Consider the following 19,725-nt stretch of genomic DNA (forward strand, 5'->3'; position numbering starts at 1 on the left):
CCGTGCCGGGCCGGCGGCCGGGCGTGGCCGTCGGGTCGTTCTGGAAAGGGTTCGGTCTCGGCGGTCGCGCTCGGCGGTGGGACGCCGGGTGGACCGTGCGTCGGGCGGACCGTGCGCGGGGACGTGGCTGCCGCGCACGGTCCGTCCGGTCCGGCCCGCGGTTACTGGACGGTGCTCGTGATCTGCTTGACGGTGTCGGCCCAGGCCGCTTCGGGGCTCATGTGGTTCTGCTCCATCAGCAGCACGCCGTTGCTGAACGCCCCGTGCAGGTCACCGTGGTGCGGACCGGTCTCGGCGGGCTGGATCGCCTTGGCCGCGGTGGAGAAGATCTGCCCGGTGGGGGCGTTCGGGCCGATGTAGGGGTTCTGGTAGTCCGTGACGCCCGGGAGCGCGTACGCCTTCTGGTTGGCCGGGATGGTGCCGACCTTCTGGAAGACCTTCGCCTGCTGCTCGGGGGCGGTGAGCCAGACGGCCAGCGCCTGGGCCTGGGCGACGTGCTTGCCGGAGGCGGGCACGGCCAGGAACGAGCCGCCCCAGTTGCCGGCGGTGGGCGCCTGGGCGATGTTCCACTTGCCGGCGTTGGCGGGGCCGGAGAACTTCTCGATGTTGGCCTGCTGCCAGGACGGGCAGACGGTGGTGGCGAAGGTGGAGTTGGAGAAGGCCGTCTGCCAGGGGGTGTCGAACTCCTTGAGCCCCTGGGTGATCCCGGCCTGGACCGCGTCGGAGGCGAGCTTCCAGCCGCTCTTCACACCCGCGGAGTCCTGGTAGTTCATCTTGCCGTTCTTGTAGTACTGCTCGGTGTTGGAGGAGACCACGCCGTTGTAGAGGCCGGTGGCGGTGTCCATGAAGGAGGTGCCCTTGGGGGCCTTGGCCTGGTACTGGCGGCCGACTTCGACGTACTTCGCCCAGTCGCCCGCCCACAGGGCGCTGACCGCGGCGGGGTCCGAGGGCAGGCCTGCGGCCTGGAAGAGGTCCTGGCGGTAGCAGATCGCCATCGGGCCGACGTCCGTGCCGAGGCCGACGGTCCTGCCCTGGGCGGTGGTCGCCTGCTTCCACTTCCAGGGCAGGTAGGCGTCCTGCTCGACGCCCTGGACGTGCGCCATGTCGGTGAAGGCGCCGCTGAGTTGGTCGGAGGTGGCCAGGGCGATCCGGCTCACCTCCAGGGCCTGGATGTCGTCGAGCCCGCCGCCCGACAGCCGGGTCTGCAGCGCGGTCCAGTAGTCGCCTTCCTGGGTGGTGGTGTTCTCCTTGATGGTGATGTTCGGGTGCGCCTTCATGTACTCGTCGAAGAGCCCGGACTCCTTGTAACCGAAGGTGCCGAAGTCGCCGACGGTGAGCGTGATATTCGCGTTCGGGTCGTCCGAGCCGGCCCCTCCCGAGGAGCATCCGGTGGCCAGGGTCGCGGTGACGACGGCGGCCGACACGACGGCGGCGGCTCTGCGGGAACGACTGCGCAGGAACATGCGGGAACTCCAGGGAGCGGTGGCGGGATGTGCGCGGGGTGGGACGCGCGGGTGGGCGAAGCGTGGGGGAGTGCGGTGCGCTCCCGGCGGGTCGGGAGCGCATTGTGAGCGATCACAACGACAGGTGCGAAGGGCGGGGTACGCGAGGGGCCCGGCGGATGAGGTCCGGCAGCAAGCCCCGGAGTGCTCCGAGATGGTGGAAGCGCTTCCAGTTCACAAACCCTGCTATCTCGAACGGGAGCTGTCAAGGGCTTGGAAGCGCTTCCAGTTATCTCCCGCCCTGCAGGGTGAGGTCAGCCGGACGTCAGGGGTGCGGACTCCCGGATCGTCAGGCGGGTGGGCAGGACGAGCGGACTCGGGTCCTGGCCCTCGACGACCGCCACGAGCATCCGGGCCAGCTCCAGCCCGAGCGCGCGCACCGGCTGGTGAACGGTGGTCAGCGGCGGGTCGGCGTACAGGGCGCCGGCGAGGTCGTCGAAGCCGACGACGGCGACGTCCTCGGGGACGCGTCGGCCGTTCCTGCGCAGGGCGCGCAGTGCTCCCAGCGCCATGTTGTCGTTGGCCGTGAACACCGCGTCCAGACCCGGGCGGTCGGCGAGCAGCCGCTCCATCGCGGTCTCGCCGCCGGACTGGGTGAAGTCGCCCGGGACGATGCCGGCGTGGGGCAGGCCGGTCAGCACCAGCGCCTCGCGGAAGCCCTGTTCACGGGCGACGGCGGCCTGGAGGTCGACCTGTCCGGTGATCATCGCGATGCTCCGGCGTCCGCCGCGGACCAGATGCTCCACGGCCAGGCGCGCGCCGCCCCGGTTGTCCGGGTCCACGTACCACCGGGGCGTGCCGGTCAGGGGGAGGCCGCCGAAGACCACGGGCAGGTCCGTCTGCTCGGCCAGTCGGCCCAGCGGGTCGTCGCCGCGCACCGCCATCAGCATCACGCCGTCGGCCCGTTGGGAGCTCAGGATGCGCCGCAGGCGCTCCTTGCCGCGGGGCGTGTTGGCCAGCAGCAGGACCAGCTCCAGGTCCGTCTGGTCGAGGAAGGAGCTGACGCCCACCGTCACCTCGGCGAAGAACGGGTCGGCGAACAGGCCGGGCTCGTCGCTGGACACCGCCAGCACGACCGAGCCGGCCCGCCTGGTCGCCAGTGCCCGTGCGGTGGGGTTGGGCACGTAGCCGAGTTCGCGGACCGCCCGCTCCACCGCGGCCCGCTTGGCCGCGCTGACGTGCGGCACGTTGTTGATGACGCGGGACGCCGCGGTGCGTGAGACACCGGCCCGGGCGGCGACCTCGTCCAGGGTCGGCTGGCGTCGTGGGGACGTCTCCATCGCGATCGTCGAACCTCCTGTAGCCGACGGCGTTCCCCGGACCGCGGTGCCACGGGCATCCCGTGCCACCGGGGTGACCGGCCAACGCTTTCACCTCCGCTCATCGGAAGCGCTTCCACAACTCTAGGCCCAGTCGGCCCGGTTCCGCCCGAACAGCGGTGAGTCCGGCTTCCCTCCCAGCGGAGAGGGGGGTTCTGCGGAGCTTGTCGCAGAAGCCTTGACAGCGGGTTCGAATCGGCCCAATCATCCAGGCAACTGGAAGCGCTTCCATCCCCCACCCCACCCCCACCCCGTGGAGGAAGCACCATGCGTCGCCCCCTTCGCACGCTCTCCCTGCTCATGGCACCCGCACTGACCGCCCTGCTGGTCGCGGTCCAGCCCGGGGCCGCCCACGCGGCCGCGCCCGCCCTGACCGGCGGCTTCTACGTGGACCCCGACTCCAGCGCGCAGCAGTGGCTCAACGCCAACCCCGGCGACGGCCGCGCCGCCGACATCCGCTCGTCCATCGCCTCGGTGCCGACGGCACGCTGGTTCGGCAACTGGAGCGGCACCATCGGGACGGCGACCGGCGCCTACGTCGGCGCCGCCGCCGCCAACAGCAAGCTGCCGATCCTGGTCGCGTACAACATCCCCGACCGGGACATCTGCGCCGGCCAGTCCGGCGGCGGCGCGGGCTCCGCCGCCGACTACGCCAGCTGGATCGCCGCCTTCGCCGGCGGCATCGGCAACCGGCCGGCGGTGGTCGTCCTCGAACCCGACTCGCTCGGCGACGAGAGCTGCATGAGCTCCGGGCAGATCGCCGAACGCAACGGGATGCTGCGCAACGCCATCGCGCAGTTCAACGCCAAGGCCCCGAACACCCGGCTCTACCTGGACGCCGGCAACCCCGCCTGGATGAGCGCCGCGACCATGGCCCAGCACCTGGCCGAGGCCGGGGTCGCCGGAGCGCACGGGTTCTCCCTGAACGTGTCCAACTACATCGACACCGGGCAGAACTCGGCGTACGGCAACGCCGTCAACGCGGCGCTGGGGTCGTCGTACGGGTTCACCAAGCCGTTCGTCATCGACACCAGCCGCAACGGCAACGGCTCCGACGGCAACTGGTGCAACGCGGCGGGGCGCCGGATCGGCACGCCCACGCAGTACGGCGGCGGCGCCGAGATGCTGCTGTGGATCAAGGCGCCCGGCGAGTCCGACGGCAACTGCGGCACCGGCGGCGGATCGTCGGCCGGGCAGTTCCTGCCGCAGGTCGCCTTCAACCTGATCCACGGCTACTGATCCACGGCCACCGGTCCGCGGCCGACGACCCCCGGCCGCGGGCCCACGGCCACCGACTCACGGCCGCGGACCCACGGCCACCGACCCGAGAAACCGACCAGAGGACCGTCCTGTGCGACCACGCATCCCCCGTTCGCTGATCCCCGTCGGCATCGCCGCGCTGCTGATCGGGCTCGCCGTTCCGGCTCAGGCTCAGGCGCAGACCCAGAGCCGTCACGGCACCGGCCACAAGCTGCCGGCCGACACCCGCTTCTACGTGGAACCGGACCGCGACGCCCCTCGGCAGGCCGTCACCGACCTGCTGCGAGGCGACCTCGACGGCGCCACCACCATGGCGAAGCTGGCCAGTTGGCCCGGAGCCCACTGGTTCTCCGACGGGACACCGGCCGAGGTGGAGCGCCAGACCCGCGCCCTGGTCCGCAGCGCGGCCCGGACCGGGGCCGTCCCGGTCCTGGTCGCCTACAACGTCCCCGGGCGGGACTGCTCCCAGTACTCGAGCGGCGGCGCCCAGTCGGACGCGGACTACCAGGCCTGGATCGCCGGGCTGGCCCGGGGCATCGGGCGCGACCGGGCGGTGATCGTCCTCGAACCCGACGCCCTGGCCAACCTGCCCCGCGACTGCTCCCCGAGCACCGACCCGACGGGAGCCCTCACCGCGGGACGCATCGCCGATCTCCGCTACGCGATCGACGTCCTGGAGAAGCAGCCCAACACGACGGTCTACCTGGACGCGGGGAACAGCCACTGGCAGAGCGTGGGCGCCATGGCGCAGCGCCTGCTGGACGCGGGGGTCGACCGCGCCCAGGGCTTCTCCCTGAACGTCTCCAACTTCTTCCCCACCGACCAGTCCGACCGTTACGGCACCTGGGTGTCGAACTGCCTCTGGTACGCCACCAAGGGCCCGGCGACCGCCCGCGGACACGCCGAGTCGTGTGCCGGCCAGTACTACTCCCCGGCCGCCCCCAACGACGGCGGTCCGGGCAACGCCGTCAACGTGGACGATCCCACCACCTGGCACTGGACCGACCAGTGGTTCCAGCAGAACGTCGGCACCCAGCCGGCGGAGGGGCTCACCCACTTCGCCGTCGACACCAGCCGCAACGGGCGGGGTGCTTGGACGCCCCCGGCGGGCAAGTACACCGGGGACCCGCAGATCTGGTGCAACCCGCCCGGACGCGGCATCGGCAACCGGCCCACGGCCGACACCGGCACCCCGCTCGCGGACGCCTACCTGTGGATCAAGACCGTCGGCCAGTCCGACGGGGAGTGCAACCGCGGCATCCCCGGCGGAACGGCGGACCCGGAGTACGGTGCCGTCGATCCGGCGGCCGGCGCCTGGTGGCCCGAGCAGGCCCTCGGCCTGGTGCGGAACGCCGAGCCGGCGCTGACCTTCAACGGCTGGGACTGAGCCGGGCCGGGCCGGGCCGCCGTCGGCCCACCGGGGGGAGGTGAAGCCGCCGGGGGGCGGCTTCACCTCCCGCCGTGACAGCCGTGACAGCCATGCCCGCTGTGACAGCCGTGCTCGCCGTCGGCCCACGGCACCGGAAAACCCGGTGCCGTGGGCCGGACGGCCCAGCAGGGGCGTCAGTCAGTGCCCGTGCCACGACCACCGGAACCTGAGTATCAGCATCAATGTCAGTGCCTGTCGGTAGGTTGGTCTGATGCATCTTCGGTACTCATTTCGCGTCTATCCGACGGCAGGTCAGCGTGCTTTGCTGGCCCGGACGTTCGGGTGTGCGCGGGTGGTGCACAACGACGCCTTGGCGGCGCGGAAGGAAGCCCGCAAGGGCGGCTTGCCCTATCCCAAGAGCACCGATTTGCAGAAGCGGGTCATCACGGCGGCGAAGAGGACCGCCGAGCGGGCGTGGCTTGCCTCGGTCGGAGTGGATCCGCTGATTCAGTCCTTGCGGGATCTGGACACGGCGTACCGGAACTTCTTCGAATCGGTGTCCGGTAAGCGCGCCGGTCGGCCGGTTGGCTTGCCTCGGTTCAAGTCGAAGCGTGATGCCCGGCAGTCGTTGCGGTTCACCCGTAACGGGTTCCGCATCCGTTCCAACGGGAAGCTGAACCTGGCGAAGATCGGTGATGTGCGGGTGAAGTGGTCGCGGGCGCTGCCTGCTGATCCGTCGTCGGTGACGGTCGTGCTGGATGCGGCCGGGCGGTACCACGCGAGTTTCGTCGTGGACGTAGAGCCGAGTCACCTGCCGGAGGTCGATGCCGAGGTCGGTATCGACCTCGGGCTGACCACCTACGCCGTCCTCTCCGACGGCAGCGTGATCGACAACCCCCGCTTCCTCCGCAAGGCCGAGAAGAAGCTCAAGGCCGTACAGCGGGAACTCGCGCGCAAGGCCAAGGGATCGAAAAACCGTGCCAAGGCCCGCCGCAAGGTTGCCAAGGCGCATGCCAAGGTGGCCGATGCCCGCAGGGACTGGCTGCACAAGCAGACCAACAGGATCATTCGCGAAACCCAAGCGGTGTACCTGGAGGACCTGAACGTGCGCGGCCTCGCACGGGGACGCCTGGCCAAGTCCGTCCACGACGCCGGATGGTCCACCTTCCGGCGACTCCTCGAAGAAAAGGCAGCCCGGTACGGACGCCATGTCGGCATCGTCCACCGCGCGTTCCCGTCCTCCCAGCTGTGCTCGGAGTGCGGACACCGCGACGGACCCAAGCCGCTCGCGGTCCGCGAGTGGGCCTGTTCTGCGTGCGGTGCTCTGCATGACCGTGATCTCAATGCTGCTCGCAACATCCTGGCCGCCGGGCAGGCGGACAGGCTAAACGCCCCTGGAGGGCCGGTGAGACCTGGCGTGGCGATCCCACACCGGGCACGGCCCGTTGAACGGGGAACCCGCCTCGGCGACCAGCGGTCCACGGGCTTCCGTGCCGCAGGCGCGGGAGGAGTCTCCGTCCTTTAGGGCGGAGAGGATGTCAACTACTGGACTCCGTACGACGGTCGGATGGAGTGGGGCGCGGACCCGGGGGCGCCCGAAGAGCTGCGGAAGCGGGCGGAGTCCCTCGGGGCGGCCACCCATGCGGTCGAGGCGGACCTGAGCGATCCGGCGGTGCCGGCCCGGCTCTTCGAGAGCGTCGAGCGGGAGCTGGGCGACGTCACCGCGCTGGTGCTCTGCCACTGCGAGTCGGTCGCCTCCGGCTTGCTGGACACCACGGTGGAGAGCTTCGACCTGCACTTCGCGGTCAACGCGCGGGCGAGCTGGCTGCTGATCCGGGAGTACGGGCTGCGGTTCCGCGGGGAGCACGGCAGCGGGCGGATCGTCAGCCTGACGAGCGACCACACCGCCGGCAACCTGCCCTACGGGGCGAGCAAGGGGGCGCTGGACCGGATCACGTTGGCCGCCGCCCGCGAGCTCGCCCACCTGGGGGTGACCTGCAACGCCATCAACCCCGGGCCGACCGACACCGGGTGGATGACGGAGGAGCAGAAGGCGGACATGACCCGCTACACACCGCTGGGCCGACTCGGCGTGCCGCAGGACTGCGCGAACCTGGTCTCGTTCCTCTGCTCCGCAGAGGGCGGTTGGATCAACGGCCAGCTCCTCCAGAGCAACGGCGGCCTCGGGTAGCGGGGCGGGGCGACCGACCGGTGGTCACGGATGCCGCCGGACTCAGGGAGAACAGTCTGTTAACGCTAACAGAATCTTTGTGCGAAACTTGGCATGGCTTGGTAAATGCACAGGTCAGATTGGATGTGAACGCTCGTCACCGATGTTGACGCGCTCATGGTTCGCTCGGATACGCTCCGGGGGCACCGGATCCCCCTGGCCGTCCTCCGATCGGAGCGCCGATGTCCAAGTCCCGCCCTCGCAACCCCTTCCTCCGCTCCGCCCTCGTAGGCGCGCTCGGCGCGGCCACCGTGCTGGGCGGCCTGGTCGGCGCACAGGCCGCACAGGCCGCGACCGGTGCGCCGGCCGGGCAGGCCGCGGCCGCGGGAGGGTCGCTCTCCGTGCTGACGTACAACGTCGCCGGCCTCCCGCAGGTGGTGAACAGCTCCTCGACCGAGCGGCAGAGCAGCACCACCGCCATCGGCGGCCGGATCGGGCAGTACGACGTGGTGAACGTCCAGGAGGACTTCAACTACCACGCCGCGCTGTACGCCGCCGACTCCCACCCGTACCGCACGGCGACCAGCGGCGGGGCGGGCATCGGCAGCGGCCTCAACACCCTCTCCGGACTCGCCTACGACACCGACGACTTCGAGCGGGTCAAGTGGAACGACTGCCAGCTGGACTCCGGTGACTGCCTCACCCCCAAGGGCTTCAGTTTCATGCGGACCAGGCTGGCCGAGGGCGTGTACGTGGACTTCTACAACCTCCACGCGAACGCGGGCACGAACCCCGGCGACGAGACCGCCCGCGCTGCGAACCTGGCCCAGCTCAGCGGCTACATCAAGACCCACTCGGCCGGGAACGCCGTCGTGGTGATGGGCGACACCAACACCCGCTACACCCGGGCCGACGACACCATCGGCGCCTTCGCCGCCGACAACCGCCTGACCGACGCGTGGGTGCAGCTGGAGCGCGGCGGCGTGGCGCCGGCCCGCGGCGCCGACCCGCTGCTGTGCGACCAGAACGCGCCCACCGACACCTGCGAGATCGTCGACAAGGTCCTGTACCGCAGCAGCGCGCTGGTGTCGCTGACCGCGACCTCGTACGCCAACAAGCACGCCGACTTCCTGGACGCCGCCGGCAAGATGCTCTCCGACCACGACCCGGTCGCCGTGGGCTTCACCTGGAGCCGCAACCCCGCCTACCTGGCGAGCGAGCAGTACGGCGGCCCGCACGGCGACTTCTACGACGACATCGACCGCGTCGCGCCCGGCGCCCGGGCCACCACGGTCAGCCTGCGGGCCGGCAGCCGGGTCGATCAGGTCGGCCTCACCCTCGCCGACGGCACCGCCCTCACCCACGGCGGCACCGGCGGCACCGCCTCCTCGCTCACCCTGGGCAGCGGCGAGTTCATCAACTCGGCAACCCTGTGCCAGGGTTCGTACAACGGCCACACCCGGATCTTCTACGCCTCCTTCGGCACCAACCAGGGCCGCACCCTGGCCGGCGGCACCACCACCGGCGACTGCGTGACCCGCACCGCGCCCGACGGCTGGCAGCTCGCCGGGTTCCAGGGGCGCGCCGGCGACGAGGTCGACAAGCTCGGCTTCCTGTTCACCCACCGCTGAGCCCCCGGACCCCCCGAACATCCCCGGCCCGGGCCGCCACCCGGGCCGGGGATCCGCCCGATCTCCGCTCGCACACCGTTCCGCCCCCGGCGCACCACAGCAGGAAGACCAGCAATGAACGACCAACTCGCCCTGAACCGCCGCCGCTTCCTGCGCAGTTCCGCAGCCGCCTCGGTCGGCCTGCTCACCGCGCCCACCGCCCTGAGCCTGCTGACCGCCCCGCAGCAGGCCGCCGCCGCGCCCGCTGGCTCCGTCCAGGGTGCCGCCTTCGTGGACTCCTACGCCACCAACACGATGGCCGACCTCACCCCGGAGGGGAACGCCGCCGTGCGCATCCTCACCGGGATGAACCGGATCTGGCACACCGGCAAGTCCTGGAACGACGGCTCACCGCTGCTGGCCGACGTGCTGCGCGCCAACGTGCGCTACTGCGTGGAGGCCACCACCGAACGCACGGCGGACCAGGCCAAGGAGGCGTTCATCTACGACCGCCAGCACCAGGGCTACTCCGTCATCGCCGGCCTCGGCCCGCTCGCCGACCTGTACCGCACGGGTGCCAAGGCCGTCACCTCGATCACCTCCGCGCCCGACTCCACCCCGCCCGCGAAGATCGACGACGCCGTCCCGGCCGGCGCGCCCGCCGGGTCCGAGATCGGCCCCGGCGCTGTCGACTCGGAGCTGGGACAGGTGGTCACCCTGGTCAACACCCTGCGCGGGCCGTACGCCTCCGGCAACCCCTCCAAGTACGCCTACCGCTACCCGCGGCCGTGGCGGATGAACGCGGACAGCGCGGTGGTCGACACCGGCGCCGTCGACGCCCTCGGCTTCCCGGTGTACAAGTCCGACGTCGTGGTCGCCCCGCAACTGCTGCGCCAGCGCAGCAACTCCCCGGTGGACGACGGCGGCTTCGTGAGCGGTCACACCAACGCCTTCCACCTGTCCGCGCTGGCCCTGGCCTACGCCGTGCCCGAGCGGTTCCAGGAGATGATCACCCGGGCCTTCGAGCTCAGCCACACCCGGATCACCGCGGGCATGCACTCCCCGCTCGACGTCATGGGCGGCCGGATGCTCGCCGCCGCCCTCGCCGCCGCCACCCTGGCCGACCCGCGCAACGCCGCCCTCAAGGCCGCCGCCCGCAACCAGGCCGCCGCGTACTTCCGGGCGAAGACCGGCAGCACCGCCGACACCCTGTACGACTACGCCCACCGGGCCGGCACGGCCGAGGACCCGTACGCCGACCGCGACGCCAACGCCGAGCAGGTCAAGCCGAAGCTGACGTACATCCTGCGCCGCAGCGGCCGGGACGTCCCGATGACGGTACCCAAGGGCGCCGAGGTGCTGCTGGAGACCCGGCTGCCGTACCTGGACGCCGCCCAGCGCCGCGAGGTGCTGCGCACCACCGCGCTGCCCTCGGGCTACGTCCTGCTGGACGGGCCGGAGATGTGGGGCCGGCTCGACCTGTTCGCCGCGGCCGACGGCTACGGCGCGTTCGACCGGGACGTGACGGTCCAACTGAACGCCGCCGACGGCGGGTTCTGCGCGTCCGACGCCTGGCAGAACGACATCGCCGGCCCGGGCGGCCTCACCAAGCGCGGTACCGGCAAGCTGACCCTCAGTGGCACCAACCGCTACACCGGTGCCACCGTGGTGGCGGGCGGCGTCCTGGAGGCCGGCTCCCGTGACGCCCTCGGGCGCGGTGGCGTCCAGCTCCGCGGCGGCGTGCTGCGGGTGGACGCCGAGCGGGGCGCACTCCGGGTGCACGGCGACCTCGTCGCGTCGGCCGAGGCGCGCCTGGAGCTGGTGGTCAACCACCTCCACTCCCCGGCGGTGACGGTCGGCGGCCGGATGGCGATCAGTCAGAACGCAGAACTCGCGCTGGAGTTGGCGGACGGAATCGAGCTGGGCGACGACCTGGTGCTGCCGGTGATCGAGGCGCGTACGCTGCAGGGCGAGTTCGGCAGCGTCTCCGTCGACGTGGACGGGTACGAGGTGACGCCGCTGTACACCCACGACGGCCTCTCGGTGCGGCTGACCCGCTGCTGAACGGACCGTCCGCTCCCGGGCCCAGGAGGCGATGCCCATGACCGTGACCGTGACCAACTGGGCCCGGAACATCAGGTTCCGGGCCGAGCGGTTCCACCAGCCCCGCTCCGTCGCCGAGTTGCGGCGGATCGTCGCGGGCAGTACGTCCCTGCGGGTGCTGGGGACGGGGCACTCGTTCAACGCGATCGCCGACACCACGGGCGACCTGGTGTCCGTGGCCGGCCTGCCCCGGGTGGTCGAACCGGACGGGCGGGCCGGCACGGTCACGGTGAGCGCCGGGCTGCGGTTCGGCGAGCTCGCCGCGGTGCTGGACCGGGCCGGGCTCGCGCTGCACAACCTCGGCTCGCTGCCGCACATCTCGGTCGCGGGCGCGTGCGCCACCGGGACGCACGGCTCCGGGATCGGCAACGGCGGCCTGGCCACGGCGGTCCGGGCCGTCGAGCTGGTCACGGCGGACGGCGACCTGGTGACGATCGACCGGGGCGCGGCGGAGTTCCCCGGTGCGGTCGTCGCCCTGGGCGCCTTGGGGGTGGTCACCCGGCTGACCCTGGACGTGGTGCCGGCGTTCGAGGTCCGGCAGTGGGTCTACGAGGGCCTGCCGACGGCCGTGCTGCGGGAACGCTTCGACGAGATCATGGCGGCGGCGTACAGCGTCAGCCTGTTCACGGGCTGGCGGACGGACCGGATCGATCAGGTCTGGCTCAAGCGGCGGGGCGGCCCGGACGTCTCCGGGACCTGGTTCGGCGCGGTGCTCGCCGACGGTCCGCGCCACCCCGTGCCGGGGTGCCCGCCCGAACCCTGCACGCGGCAGCAGGGCGTGCCGGGCCGGTGGCACGAGCGGCTCCCGCACTTCCGGCTGGAGTTCACGCCGAGCAGCGGCGACGAGCTGCAGTCGGAGTACTTCGTCGCCCGTGCCGACGCCGTCGCCGCGTTCGACGCGCTGGACGCCGTCCGGGAGCGGATCGCGCCGGCGCTGCAGATCAGTGAGATCCGTACGGTGGCGGCGGACGCGCTGTGGCTCAGTCCCGCCTACCGACGCGACTGCGTCGCCTTCCACTTCACCTGGCATCCCGATGCGGCGGCCGTGGCGGACGCGGTCGGGGTGGTCGAGGAGGCGCTGTCCGCGTTCGCCGCCCGGCCGCACTGGGGCAAGGTCTTCACCATGGCGCCCGAGGCGATCCGGGAGTCGTACCCGCGCTGGGAGGACTTCCGCCGGTTGCTGGGCGGGTTCGATCCGGCGGGCACGTTCCGCAACGAGTTCGTCGCCCGCCACGTCGGCGCCGGGTAGCGCCTGGGCGCCGAAGCGTACCGGGGCCCGGGCGCCGACCGGGCCCCGGTGTCGTCGTGTTTGTTGTGACTCTTGTGTTAACGCTAACATTATTGCTTGACGGTTCAACTTCATAGGCTTTTGACTGGGGCACATCAAGTCCGCGCTCATCGCCTTCCAGCGGAGAGGTCGCTCATGCCCCTGTACTTCATCCGCCACGGCGAATCCCAGGCCAACGAACAGAACCGTTTCGCCGGGCAGTTGGACTCCCCGCTCACCGACCTCGGTGTCCGCCAGGCCGAACAGGCCGCCCGGCGGGTGGCCGCCCTCGGTCTGGACCTCGACGAGGTGCACGTCTCGACCCTCGGCCGGGCCCGCCGCACCGCCGACATCGTCATCGCCGGCCAGCAGCGCGCCCCCGGTCGACTGGTGGTCAGCGACGCCCTGGTGGAACGCGACTTCGGGATCTTCAGCGGCCGCAACAAGAGCCTGGTCAAGAAGAGCATCGGCTTCGCCGGCTACACCGAGGCGTTCCACTCGCACACCGGCCGCCCGCCCGGCGGGGAGAGCTGGCAGGCGATGTACGAACGCGTCGCCGTGTACTACCACGACGTGCTGCTGCCCGCGTCCAGGGCCGGGCGCACCGTCCTGGTCGTCGCCCACAAGTACATCGTGGAGATGTTCGCGATCGCCGCGGCGGACCTGCCGCCCGAGCGGTACCGCGATCTGAAGATCCCCAACGCCCGCCCGCTGACCGAGGAGGACCTGCGGCGCGCCGCAGGCGCACCGGCCGCGGCCGGGCTGGTCAACGACCTCGGCGAGATCGTCGAGATCCGGCTGCCCCTGCTGGTCGCCCTCGCGGCCGCCGCGGGCGTCGCCGCCCAACTGCTCGTCGGCGTACGGGTGCCGCCCTGGGCGTTCGCCACGGCGATGACCCTGCTGCTCGGGGTCGGCACCTTCTTCACCCTGCTGCGCGTCGATCCGCGCACCCTGCGCGGGACGCCGGGCAGTCTGCGGCCGGCCCTGCCGCTGCTGCTGGCCCGGTTCGCCCTCGGGCTGGCCCTGCTGTGGGGCGGGAGCGGTCTGCCACTCGAACTCGCCGGGCTGTTCCTGCTGCTGCCGCCCGCCCTGATCGTCCCGACGCTGTCCCTGCTCTGGGGCGGCGACTACTTCTTCGCGGTGCGGCACACCGTCGCCGCCTCGGTGGTCATGCCGCTGGCGCTGCTCGGTGCCCTCGCCATCACCGTGCCCTCGGGAGCCCGGCCGGACGGCGGCCTCGGCGCGGCACTGATCACCTACGGCGCCGTCCTGCTGGTCGCCCTGGCCCTGCCCGGAACAGGGGCGCAGGCGCTGCGCCGCCGGGACCCGATCCGGGCCGGCGCCCTCAGCACCAACTGGAACTGGCTCGGTGGCCTCGCCCTCGTCCCGGTCGCCGGACTCGCCACCTTCGCGCTCACCCCGGCGGACCCCGGCGACGTTCCGCACCTGGCCCGGCAGCTCGTGCTGGTGATGGCCGCCACCGGCCTCCTGCTGGCCGGCCTGCGGCTGCTGACCGTCGCGTTCCTGCGGCTGCGGCGCCCGGCGGCCGGGATCGGTCGCGATCTGATCATCACCCAGAGCACCCCGAACGTCTTCCTGTGGCTGGCCATGGCCGCGATCCTGGCCCCCGCGGCGGGCTCCCACCCGTCCGTGATCGGGCTGGGCGTCGCCCTGGTCTTCTTCCTCGCGGTCTTCGTGGACGAGCAGGTCTTCCGGTACGGCCACTCCCAGGACCTGCGGGCCGCCGTCCACCGGGCGCACCCGCCGGTGGTCGCCACGCCGAGCGGCAGCGGAGCGTGAACCGCTTCCGCCCGGTGACAGCCCGGGGGATGCGGAGAGCTCGTCCAGGCCGCGGTTCCCGGTCTCCGGAGCGAGCGCCAGGGTGATCACCAGCCCGAGCACACCGGCCGCGACGAACCGCCACAGCGCCCCCGAACAACCAGAACAGGAAACCCGAACTCCCATGCCGGAAATGACCGCTGCCGTCGTGACCACGCTCCACGCCACCATCGCCCAGGGCGAGGCGGTTCGCGGGGGCATTGAGCGGGTCTACCGCAGGCTCGTCCCCGCGCCGGGGGAACCGCACCTCCTGCGGGACGACCTGACGGGGCACCGGCCGGACGCGCCGGACTCCCTGCTGCGCTTCGTGCACGTCACCGACTACCAGCTGGCCGACCTCGCCTCGCCGGGCCGGATCGACTTCGTCCAGCGGTTCGCCGACCGGCCGGGATGGGCCGGGATGGTGCCGGCGTACCGTCCGCAGGAGATCGTCTCCACCCACGCGTTCGAGGCGATGGCCCGCACCGTGGCCCGGCTGGCGGCGGACCCGGCGGCGCCCGTCCGCTTCGTGCTCACCACCGGGGACAACACCGACAGCGCCCAACTCAACGAGCTGCGCGGCTTCCTGGCGCTGATGCACGGCGGTGAGACCGTCGACCCGACCTTCGGCGCCGCCGCCAGCGGGGACCGGGCGGCGATCCCCTCGTACGCGGTGTCCGGCGACTACTACAACCCGGAGCCGCGGTCGCGGGACCGGTACAAGCGCCGGTACGGCTTCCCGGACCGGCCGGGCCTGCTGGCGGCGGCGGCCGTGCCGTTCCGTGCCCAGGGCTTCGGCGTCGACTGGCTTGCCTGCTTCGGCAACCACGACTGCCTGGCCCAGGGGCGGGCGCCGGTCACCCCGGAGTTCCAGGGCCTGCTCACCGGCGGCGAGCGGCCGGTCGCCGCACCCGCCGAGCTGCCCCGGGAACCGGGCGACGCGTACCTGGCGGACCCCACGGTGCTGGTGGGCGGGACGGCCAGGGGGATCCAGCCGCGGGTGGACCGGCGCCTGCTCAGCAAGGCCGAGTACATCCGGGCGCATCTGGACAGCCCGGGCTCACCCCGCGGGCACGGGTTCAGCGAGGCCGACCTCGCCGAGGGCCGGGGGTACTACTGCTACGACGACGTCCCCGGTGTGCGGTTGATCGTCCTCGACTCCACCAACCCGGCCGGCCACGTCACCGGCAGCATCGGGCGGCGTCAGCGGGACTGGCTGGAGCAGCGCCTGGTTGAGGTGCACTCCGGCTACCGGGACGAGGCCGGGTCCGAGGTCCGCACGGACCACCGGGACCGGGTGGTCATCGTGGCCTCGCACCACGGGCTGGAGATGTTCGACAACACCGTCGAGCGGCCGGACGAGGCCGCGCAGCCCGACGCGGACCTGCCCCGGGTGCTGGGGGAGGAGGTCGAGGCGCTGCTGCACCGCTTCGGCAACGTGGTGCTCTGGCTGGCCGGGCACCAGCACCTCAACGCGGTCACCCCGAAGGGGCGTCCCGGCGGTGGCGGCTTCTGGCACGTCATCACCTCGGGGCTGTGCGAGTGGCCGTCCCAGGCGCGTCTGCTCGAACTCCTCGTGGGTACGGACACCCTGGTGATCCGCTCCACGATGATCGACCACGCCGCGCCGCTCCAGCCGGGCGCCGACCTCGGCTTCTGGGACCTGGCCGCCGCCCACCGGGAGTTGAGCGCCAACGAGCCGACCAGGGTCGGCGGTCCGGACTCCGCGGGCACCGTTCGGGACCGGAACGTCGATCTCCTCGTCCCGATCCGCCCCGCCCTCGCCGCCGCCCTGCGGGCCGGCGTCGGCGGACGCTGTTCAGCGCGTCTCCCTGCGGGCGTGCTGCAGTCAGACGATAAGCCCAGCATGAGTTGTTAACGCTCATATTTCGGACGTCCCCTGCCGGGAAGCGTCGGTGACCGGGAGACAGGTCCAGCGACTCAGTACCCGAGCAATCAAGCGACGAGGCCGCCGGAAGGGCGAGCACCGCGCCTGAAGACGGGGAACCCCCAGCCGATACGGCGGCTGGGGGTTCCCTCCTCCCGTGGTGGTGGGTGCCGGTCAGCGGCGCTGGAGGGTCAGCAGGCCGGGCCGCCAGGGCAGTTGGTCGTAGGGGCCGCCCGCGGTGGGGTTCTTGCCCTGGTAGAGGAGCTGCAGGTTGCAGGGGTCGATGGTCATGGTCTGGTCGGGGTTGTTGCGGACCAGGTCGCCGTGGCTGATGTCGTTGGTCCAGTTGGCGCCGCTGTTGGCCTTGCCGGCGAACGGGTTGCCCTCGGTGGCGGCCTGCGGGGTCCAGGTGCCGTTGAGGCTGGTGGCGGTGAAGGAGCGGAAGTAGCGGCCGGCGGCGCCCTGGGCTTCGACGATCATGAGGTACTGGTTCTGGTCCTTGACCTTGTAGACCTGTGGCGCCTCGAAGAGGTTGTTCACCGAGTCGCTCATGACCGTGGTGTAGGAGGAGCCGAAGTTGCCGGGGAAGTTGCCGATGGGCATGCTGGCCCGGTAGATGCTGCCGTTGTCGCCGGCGAAGAAGAGGTACATGTTCTGGTCGTCGGCGATCAGGGTCTGGTCGATCGGGCCGGTGCCGGAGCCCGGGATGCTGCCGGTGAACAGCGGCTGCGGGGCGGACCAGCCGTTGGGGTTGGTCGGGTCGCTGGAGGTGCGGTAAGCGAACGGCCACTGGCCCCACTGGTAGGCGAGGATCCAGATGTTCTTGGGCGCGAAGTAGAACAGCGTGGGTGCCACCGCGGCCTGGTTCATGCCGGTCTGGCCGGTCGAGGCCATGTCCGACCAGTTGGTGAACGGGCTGAACATCATCGAGCCGTAGGACGACCCGGACACATTCGACGCGTAGACCAGGTGCTTGCCGTTGTAGACGACGTCGGTGAAGTCCTTCACCGAGGCCCACCCGTTCGCAGGCTGGACCAACGCGCCGCTGGAGGACCAGCGGTAGCTCGACGGCAGGGCACAGCTGCCGCCACCGTTGCCGCCGCCCGGCGGGGTCGGTGCGGAGGACAGGCCGGTCCAGTTCTGGTTGGCGCCGCCGTTGCACGGCCAGATCTCCACCGCAGTGCCGTTGGCGGTGCCGGCGCCCGTGACGTCCAGGCACAGCCCGGACTCCACGCCGACCACCGTGCCGTCGGAGTTGACCTGCCACTGCTGGTTGGTGCCGCCGCTGCAGCTCCAGATCTGTACCCGGGTGCCGGCCGCGGTGGCGTGGCCCGGCACGTCGAGGCACTTGTCGCCGTAGACCGTCAGCTGGTTGCCGGACGTGGACGTCCACTGCTGGTTCGCGCCGTTGGAGCAGTCGTAGATCTGGAGGGAGGCGCCGTCGCTCCGGGCGGCGTTCTGCACATCGAGGCACCGGCCGGAACCCGCACCGCGCAGGGTGCCGCTGGTGGCGGCCTGGGCCGTGGTGGTGGCGCCGAGCATGGCCGCGAGGGCTGCCACGGTCGCGAGCAGGGTGGTGAGCACCGTGGGCAGCTGCCCACGGCTGGACGTTCGTTGACGCATGGGGAACTCCTTCAAGACCGGGTGGAGTCGTCGGACGGGCGTTGTGAGCGCTCACACGAGGCACCCGCCGGGGCGCCTCGTGCCCTGGGGCTCAGCTCAGCCGAAGTTCCAGTGCTGGTTGGCGCCACCGTTGGAGTCCCAGAGCTGGACGGGAGTGCCGTTGCCGGTCTGACCGCCGGGGATCTCCAGGGCCTTGCCGCTGGCGACGTTGGTCAGGGTGTAGGTGCCGTCGTCGTTCCGGTCGGCCCGCCAGTGCTGGTTGGCGCCGCCGCTGGCGTCCCACACCTGCATCCGCGTCCCGTTGCCCGTCTGGTTGTTCGGCGCGTCCAGTGCTCGGCCGCTGGCGACGTTGGTCAGGGTGTAGGTGCCGTCGTCGTTCCGGTCGGCCCGCCAGTGCTGGTTCGCGGCGCCGCCGCCGTCCCAGACCTGGAGCTGGGTGCCGTTGCCGTTCTGCCCCGAGGGCTCGTCGAGGACGCGGCCCGCCGCCGCGTCGGTGAGCGTGTAGACGGCGCCGGGGGTGATGCCCCCGCCGGGCGTGCCGCCGCCACCCCCGCCGCCGGAGGCGCCCAGCGTGATGTTGGAGCTGCCGCTGCTCTGGTAGCCCTCGGTGGCGAGGATCTCGTAGTTCATGGTGCCGAGGTTCATGCCGGACCGGGACCACGCGTCGAAGTGGTTCCCGACGGTGATGGTTCCGCCGGTGCGCCCGCCCCGACGGACGCTCCAGTACTGGTTGAAGGTCCTGATGCCCTCGACCGAGGGGGCGTTGTACCGCGTCGTCTCGTAGATGTCGTAGGTGCCGCCGTCACTCGTGACGGTGCCCTTGTACGAGCCGGTGGGCCGGTAGGAGCCGTAGTTGTCGACGATGTAGTACTCGACGAGCGGGTTGGTGCTCCAGCCGTAGAGCGACAGGTAGGCGTTGCCGTTGGTGCTCCAGGCGCCCGAGTAGCTCACCGGGTTGCGCGAGCCGGTGCTCCAGCCCTTGCCGGCGACGAAGTTGCCGGCGTTGGACCAGGAGGTGCCGTAGTTGCCGCCGCCGTTCAGAGACATCGAGACCGTGCCGCTGCCCTCGGTCCAGAACGAGTAGAAGTATCCGCCGTCGGAGCCGGTCTGATTCGAGGTCACGGTCGCGGCGTCGGCGGTACCGGGCAAGATCAGGACGACCGCGAGGGCCGGTGCGAGGACGTGCGCCTTGCCGACGAGCCGCCGGAGGCGGCCGGCCTTGCGGCTCTTGGGGTGGGAGGAGTGCACGGGGGGTCCGTCCTGCCGATGGGTGGGGGTGGGGTGGGGGTGCGATCCTGCGCCACCGAGGACCGCGAGCGGACGGGTGGGCCGCACCGTTCCTCATGGTGGCGCAGGGGGGTGCGGCACTCCGCCAACGTCGCTCCGCCCGGAGTGAGTTGACGTCACGTGGCCCGGATCCGAGCCACGGCCGTGCGCACGTGTCGACGGCGACAGTGTTGGCCTGGACTCGACAAGGTGTCAACTCTTGCGGCGGAAACAGCGAAAGTATCGGCTGTGGCCGGGTGTCGGCTCTTCCCGGAAAGGCACTGGTCAGCTGCTCGACGGCCGGTGCGGTCGGCGGGGTCCCGCCGATCTCGGGCAAGCGAAGGCTGTAAGTTTCAAGAGCGGATCTTTCGAAAGTTTCGCGAAAGCGGGCGGCGGCGCGGAGGCCCGCTGCGGTGTGGGTGGAGGCGGGGCGAGTCGCTCCCAGGACGACTTCCCGAACCGAGAGTGACGCACCATCGGCCGACGACCGGTGAGGTCGGCAGCACTGGACTCGTGATCATCCCGTCGAA

Annotated in this window: 12 protein-coding genes and 1 pseudogene; 9 read left to right on the plus strand and 4 right to left on the minus strand. The window is 71.5% G+C overall.

All coding sequences use genetic code 11. The features are described from left to right. Nucleotides 1–161: 161 nt before the first annotated feature. Nucleotides 162–1,463: an extracellular solute-binding protein gene (locus ACFVXG_RS26235; RefSeq protein ID WP_387930871.1), complete on the minus strand. Its 1,302-nt coding sequence runs from the start codon at nucleotides 1,461–1,463 to the stop codon at nucleotides 162–164. A gap of 293 nt (nucleotides 1,464–1,756) precedes the next feature. After that, entirely contained in the window at nucleotides 1,757–2,782 is a 1,026-nt protein-coding gene (locus ACFVXG_RS26240) for a LacI family DNA-binding transcriptional regulator (RefSeq protein WP_387930872.1), read from the minus strand. A 306-nt stretch (nucleotides 2,783–3,088) separates the two neighbouring features. Between ACFVXG_RS26240 and ACFVXG_RS26245 the strand changes: the two genes are divergently transcribed. The 9 genes and pseudogenes from ACFVXG_RS26245 to ACFVXG_RS26285 all read left to right on the plus strand — a co-directional run bounded on the left by ACFVXG_RS26245 (nucleotide 3,089) and on the right by ACFVXG_RS26285 (nucleotide 16,297). Then, the gene (locus tag ACFVXG_RS26245; protein ID WP_387930873.1) at nucleotides 3,089–4,060 is read left to right on the plus strand and encodes a glycoside hydrolase family 6 protein; all 972 of its coding nucleotides are present in this window, start codon (nucleotides 3,089–3,091) and stop codon (nucleotides 4,058–4,060) included. A 112-nt stretch (nucleotides 4,061–4,172) separates the two neighbouring features. Further along, the gene (locus tag ACFVXG_RS26250; protein ID WP_387930874.1) at nucleotides 4,173–5,468 is read left to right on the plus strand and encodes a glycoside hydrolase family 6 protein; all 1,296 of its coding nucleotides are present in this window, start codon (nucleotides 4,173–4,175) and stop codon (nucleotides 5,466–5,468) included. Between the two features lie 253 nt (nucleotides 5,469–5,721). Then, the gene (locus ACFVXG_RS26255) at nucleotides 5,722–6,975 is read left to right on the plus strand and encodes an RNA-guided endonuclease InsQ/TnpB family protein (protein WP_387930875.1); all 1,254 of its coding nucleotides are present in this window, start codon (nucleotides 5,722–5,724) and stop codon (nucleotides 6,973–6,975) included. 18 nt (nucleotides 6,976–6,993) lie between these two features. Continuing rightward, nucleotides 6,994–7,641, plus strand: a pseudogene (locus tag ACFVXG_RS26260) (SDR family oxidoreductase); the annotation flags it as partial. A gap of 221 nt (nucleotides 7,642–7,862) precedes the next feature. Continuing rightward, nucleotides 7,863–9,251, plus strand: a complete 1,389-nt coding sequence (locus tag ACFVXG_RS26265) for a jacalin-like lectin (protein ID WP_387930876.1) — start codon at nucleotides 7,863–7,865, stop codon at nucleotides 9,249–9,251. 114 nt (nucleotides 9,252–9,365) lie between these two features. Beyond that, entirely contained in the window at nucleotides 9,366–11,294 is a 1,929-nt protein-coding gene (locus tag ACFVXG_RS26270) for a phosphatase PAP2 family protein (protein WP_387930877.1), read from the plus strand. 37 nt (nucleotides 11,295–11,331) lie between these two features. Continuing rightward, nucleotides 11,332–12,582 carry an FAD-binding protein gene (locus ACFVXG_RS26275; RefSeq protein ID WP_387930878.1) on the plus strand — a complete coding sequence of 417 codons (1,251 nt, stop codon included), beginning with the start codon at nucleotides 11,332–11,334 and terminating at the stop codon, nucleotides 12,580–12,582. Between the two features lie 174 nt (nucleotides 12,583–12,756). Then, a complete protein-coding gene (locus tag ACFVXG_RS26280) occupies nucleotides 12,757–14,400 on the plus strand; it encodes a histidine phosphatase family protein (RefSeq protein WP_387930879.1) in 1,644 nt (547 codons plus the stop codon). Nucleotides 14,401–14,572: 172 nt separating this feature from the next. Next, on the plus strand, nucleotides 14,573–16,297 hold the full coding sequence (locus ACFVXG_RS26285; RefSeq protein ID WP_387930880.1) for a hypothetical protein: 1,725 nt from the start codon (nucleotides 14,573–14,575) through the stop codon (nucleotides 16,295–16,297). A gap of 183 nt (nucleotides 16,298–16,480) precedes the next feature. Here ACFVXG_RS26285 and ACFVXG_RS26290 read toward each other — a convergent pair whose 3' ends face one another. Continuing rightward, nucleotides 16,481–17,929, minus strand: coding sequence for a non-reducing end alpha-L-arabinofuranosidase family hydrolase (locus tag ACFVXG_RS26290; RefSeq protein WP_387930881.1), 1,449 nt, complete (start codon nucleotides 17,927–17,929; stop codon nucleotides 16,481–16,483). Between the two features lie 96 nt (nucleotides 17,930–18,025). Continuing rightward, nucleotides 18,026–19,177, minus strand: coding sequence for a glycoside hydrolase family 11 protein (locus ACFVXG_RS26295; RefSeq protein ID WP_387930882.1), 1,152 nt, complete (start codon nucleotides 19,175–19,177; stop codon nucleotides 18,026–18,028). Between the last annotated feature and the right edge of the window lie 548 nt (nucleotides 19,178–19,725).

The organism is Kitasatospora sp. NPDC058162, assembly GCF_042884005.1.
In the GTDB taxonomy this organism is placed as follows: domain Bacteria; phylum Actinomycetota; class Actinomycetes; order Streptomycetales; family Streptomycetaceae; genus Kitasatospora.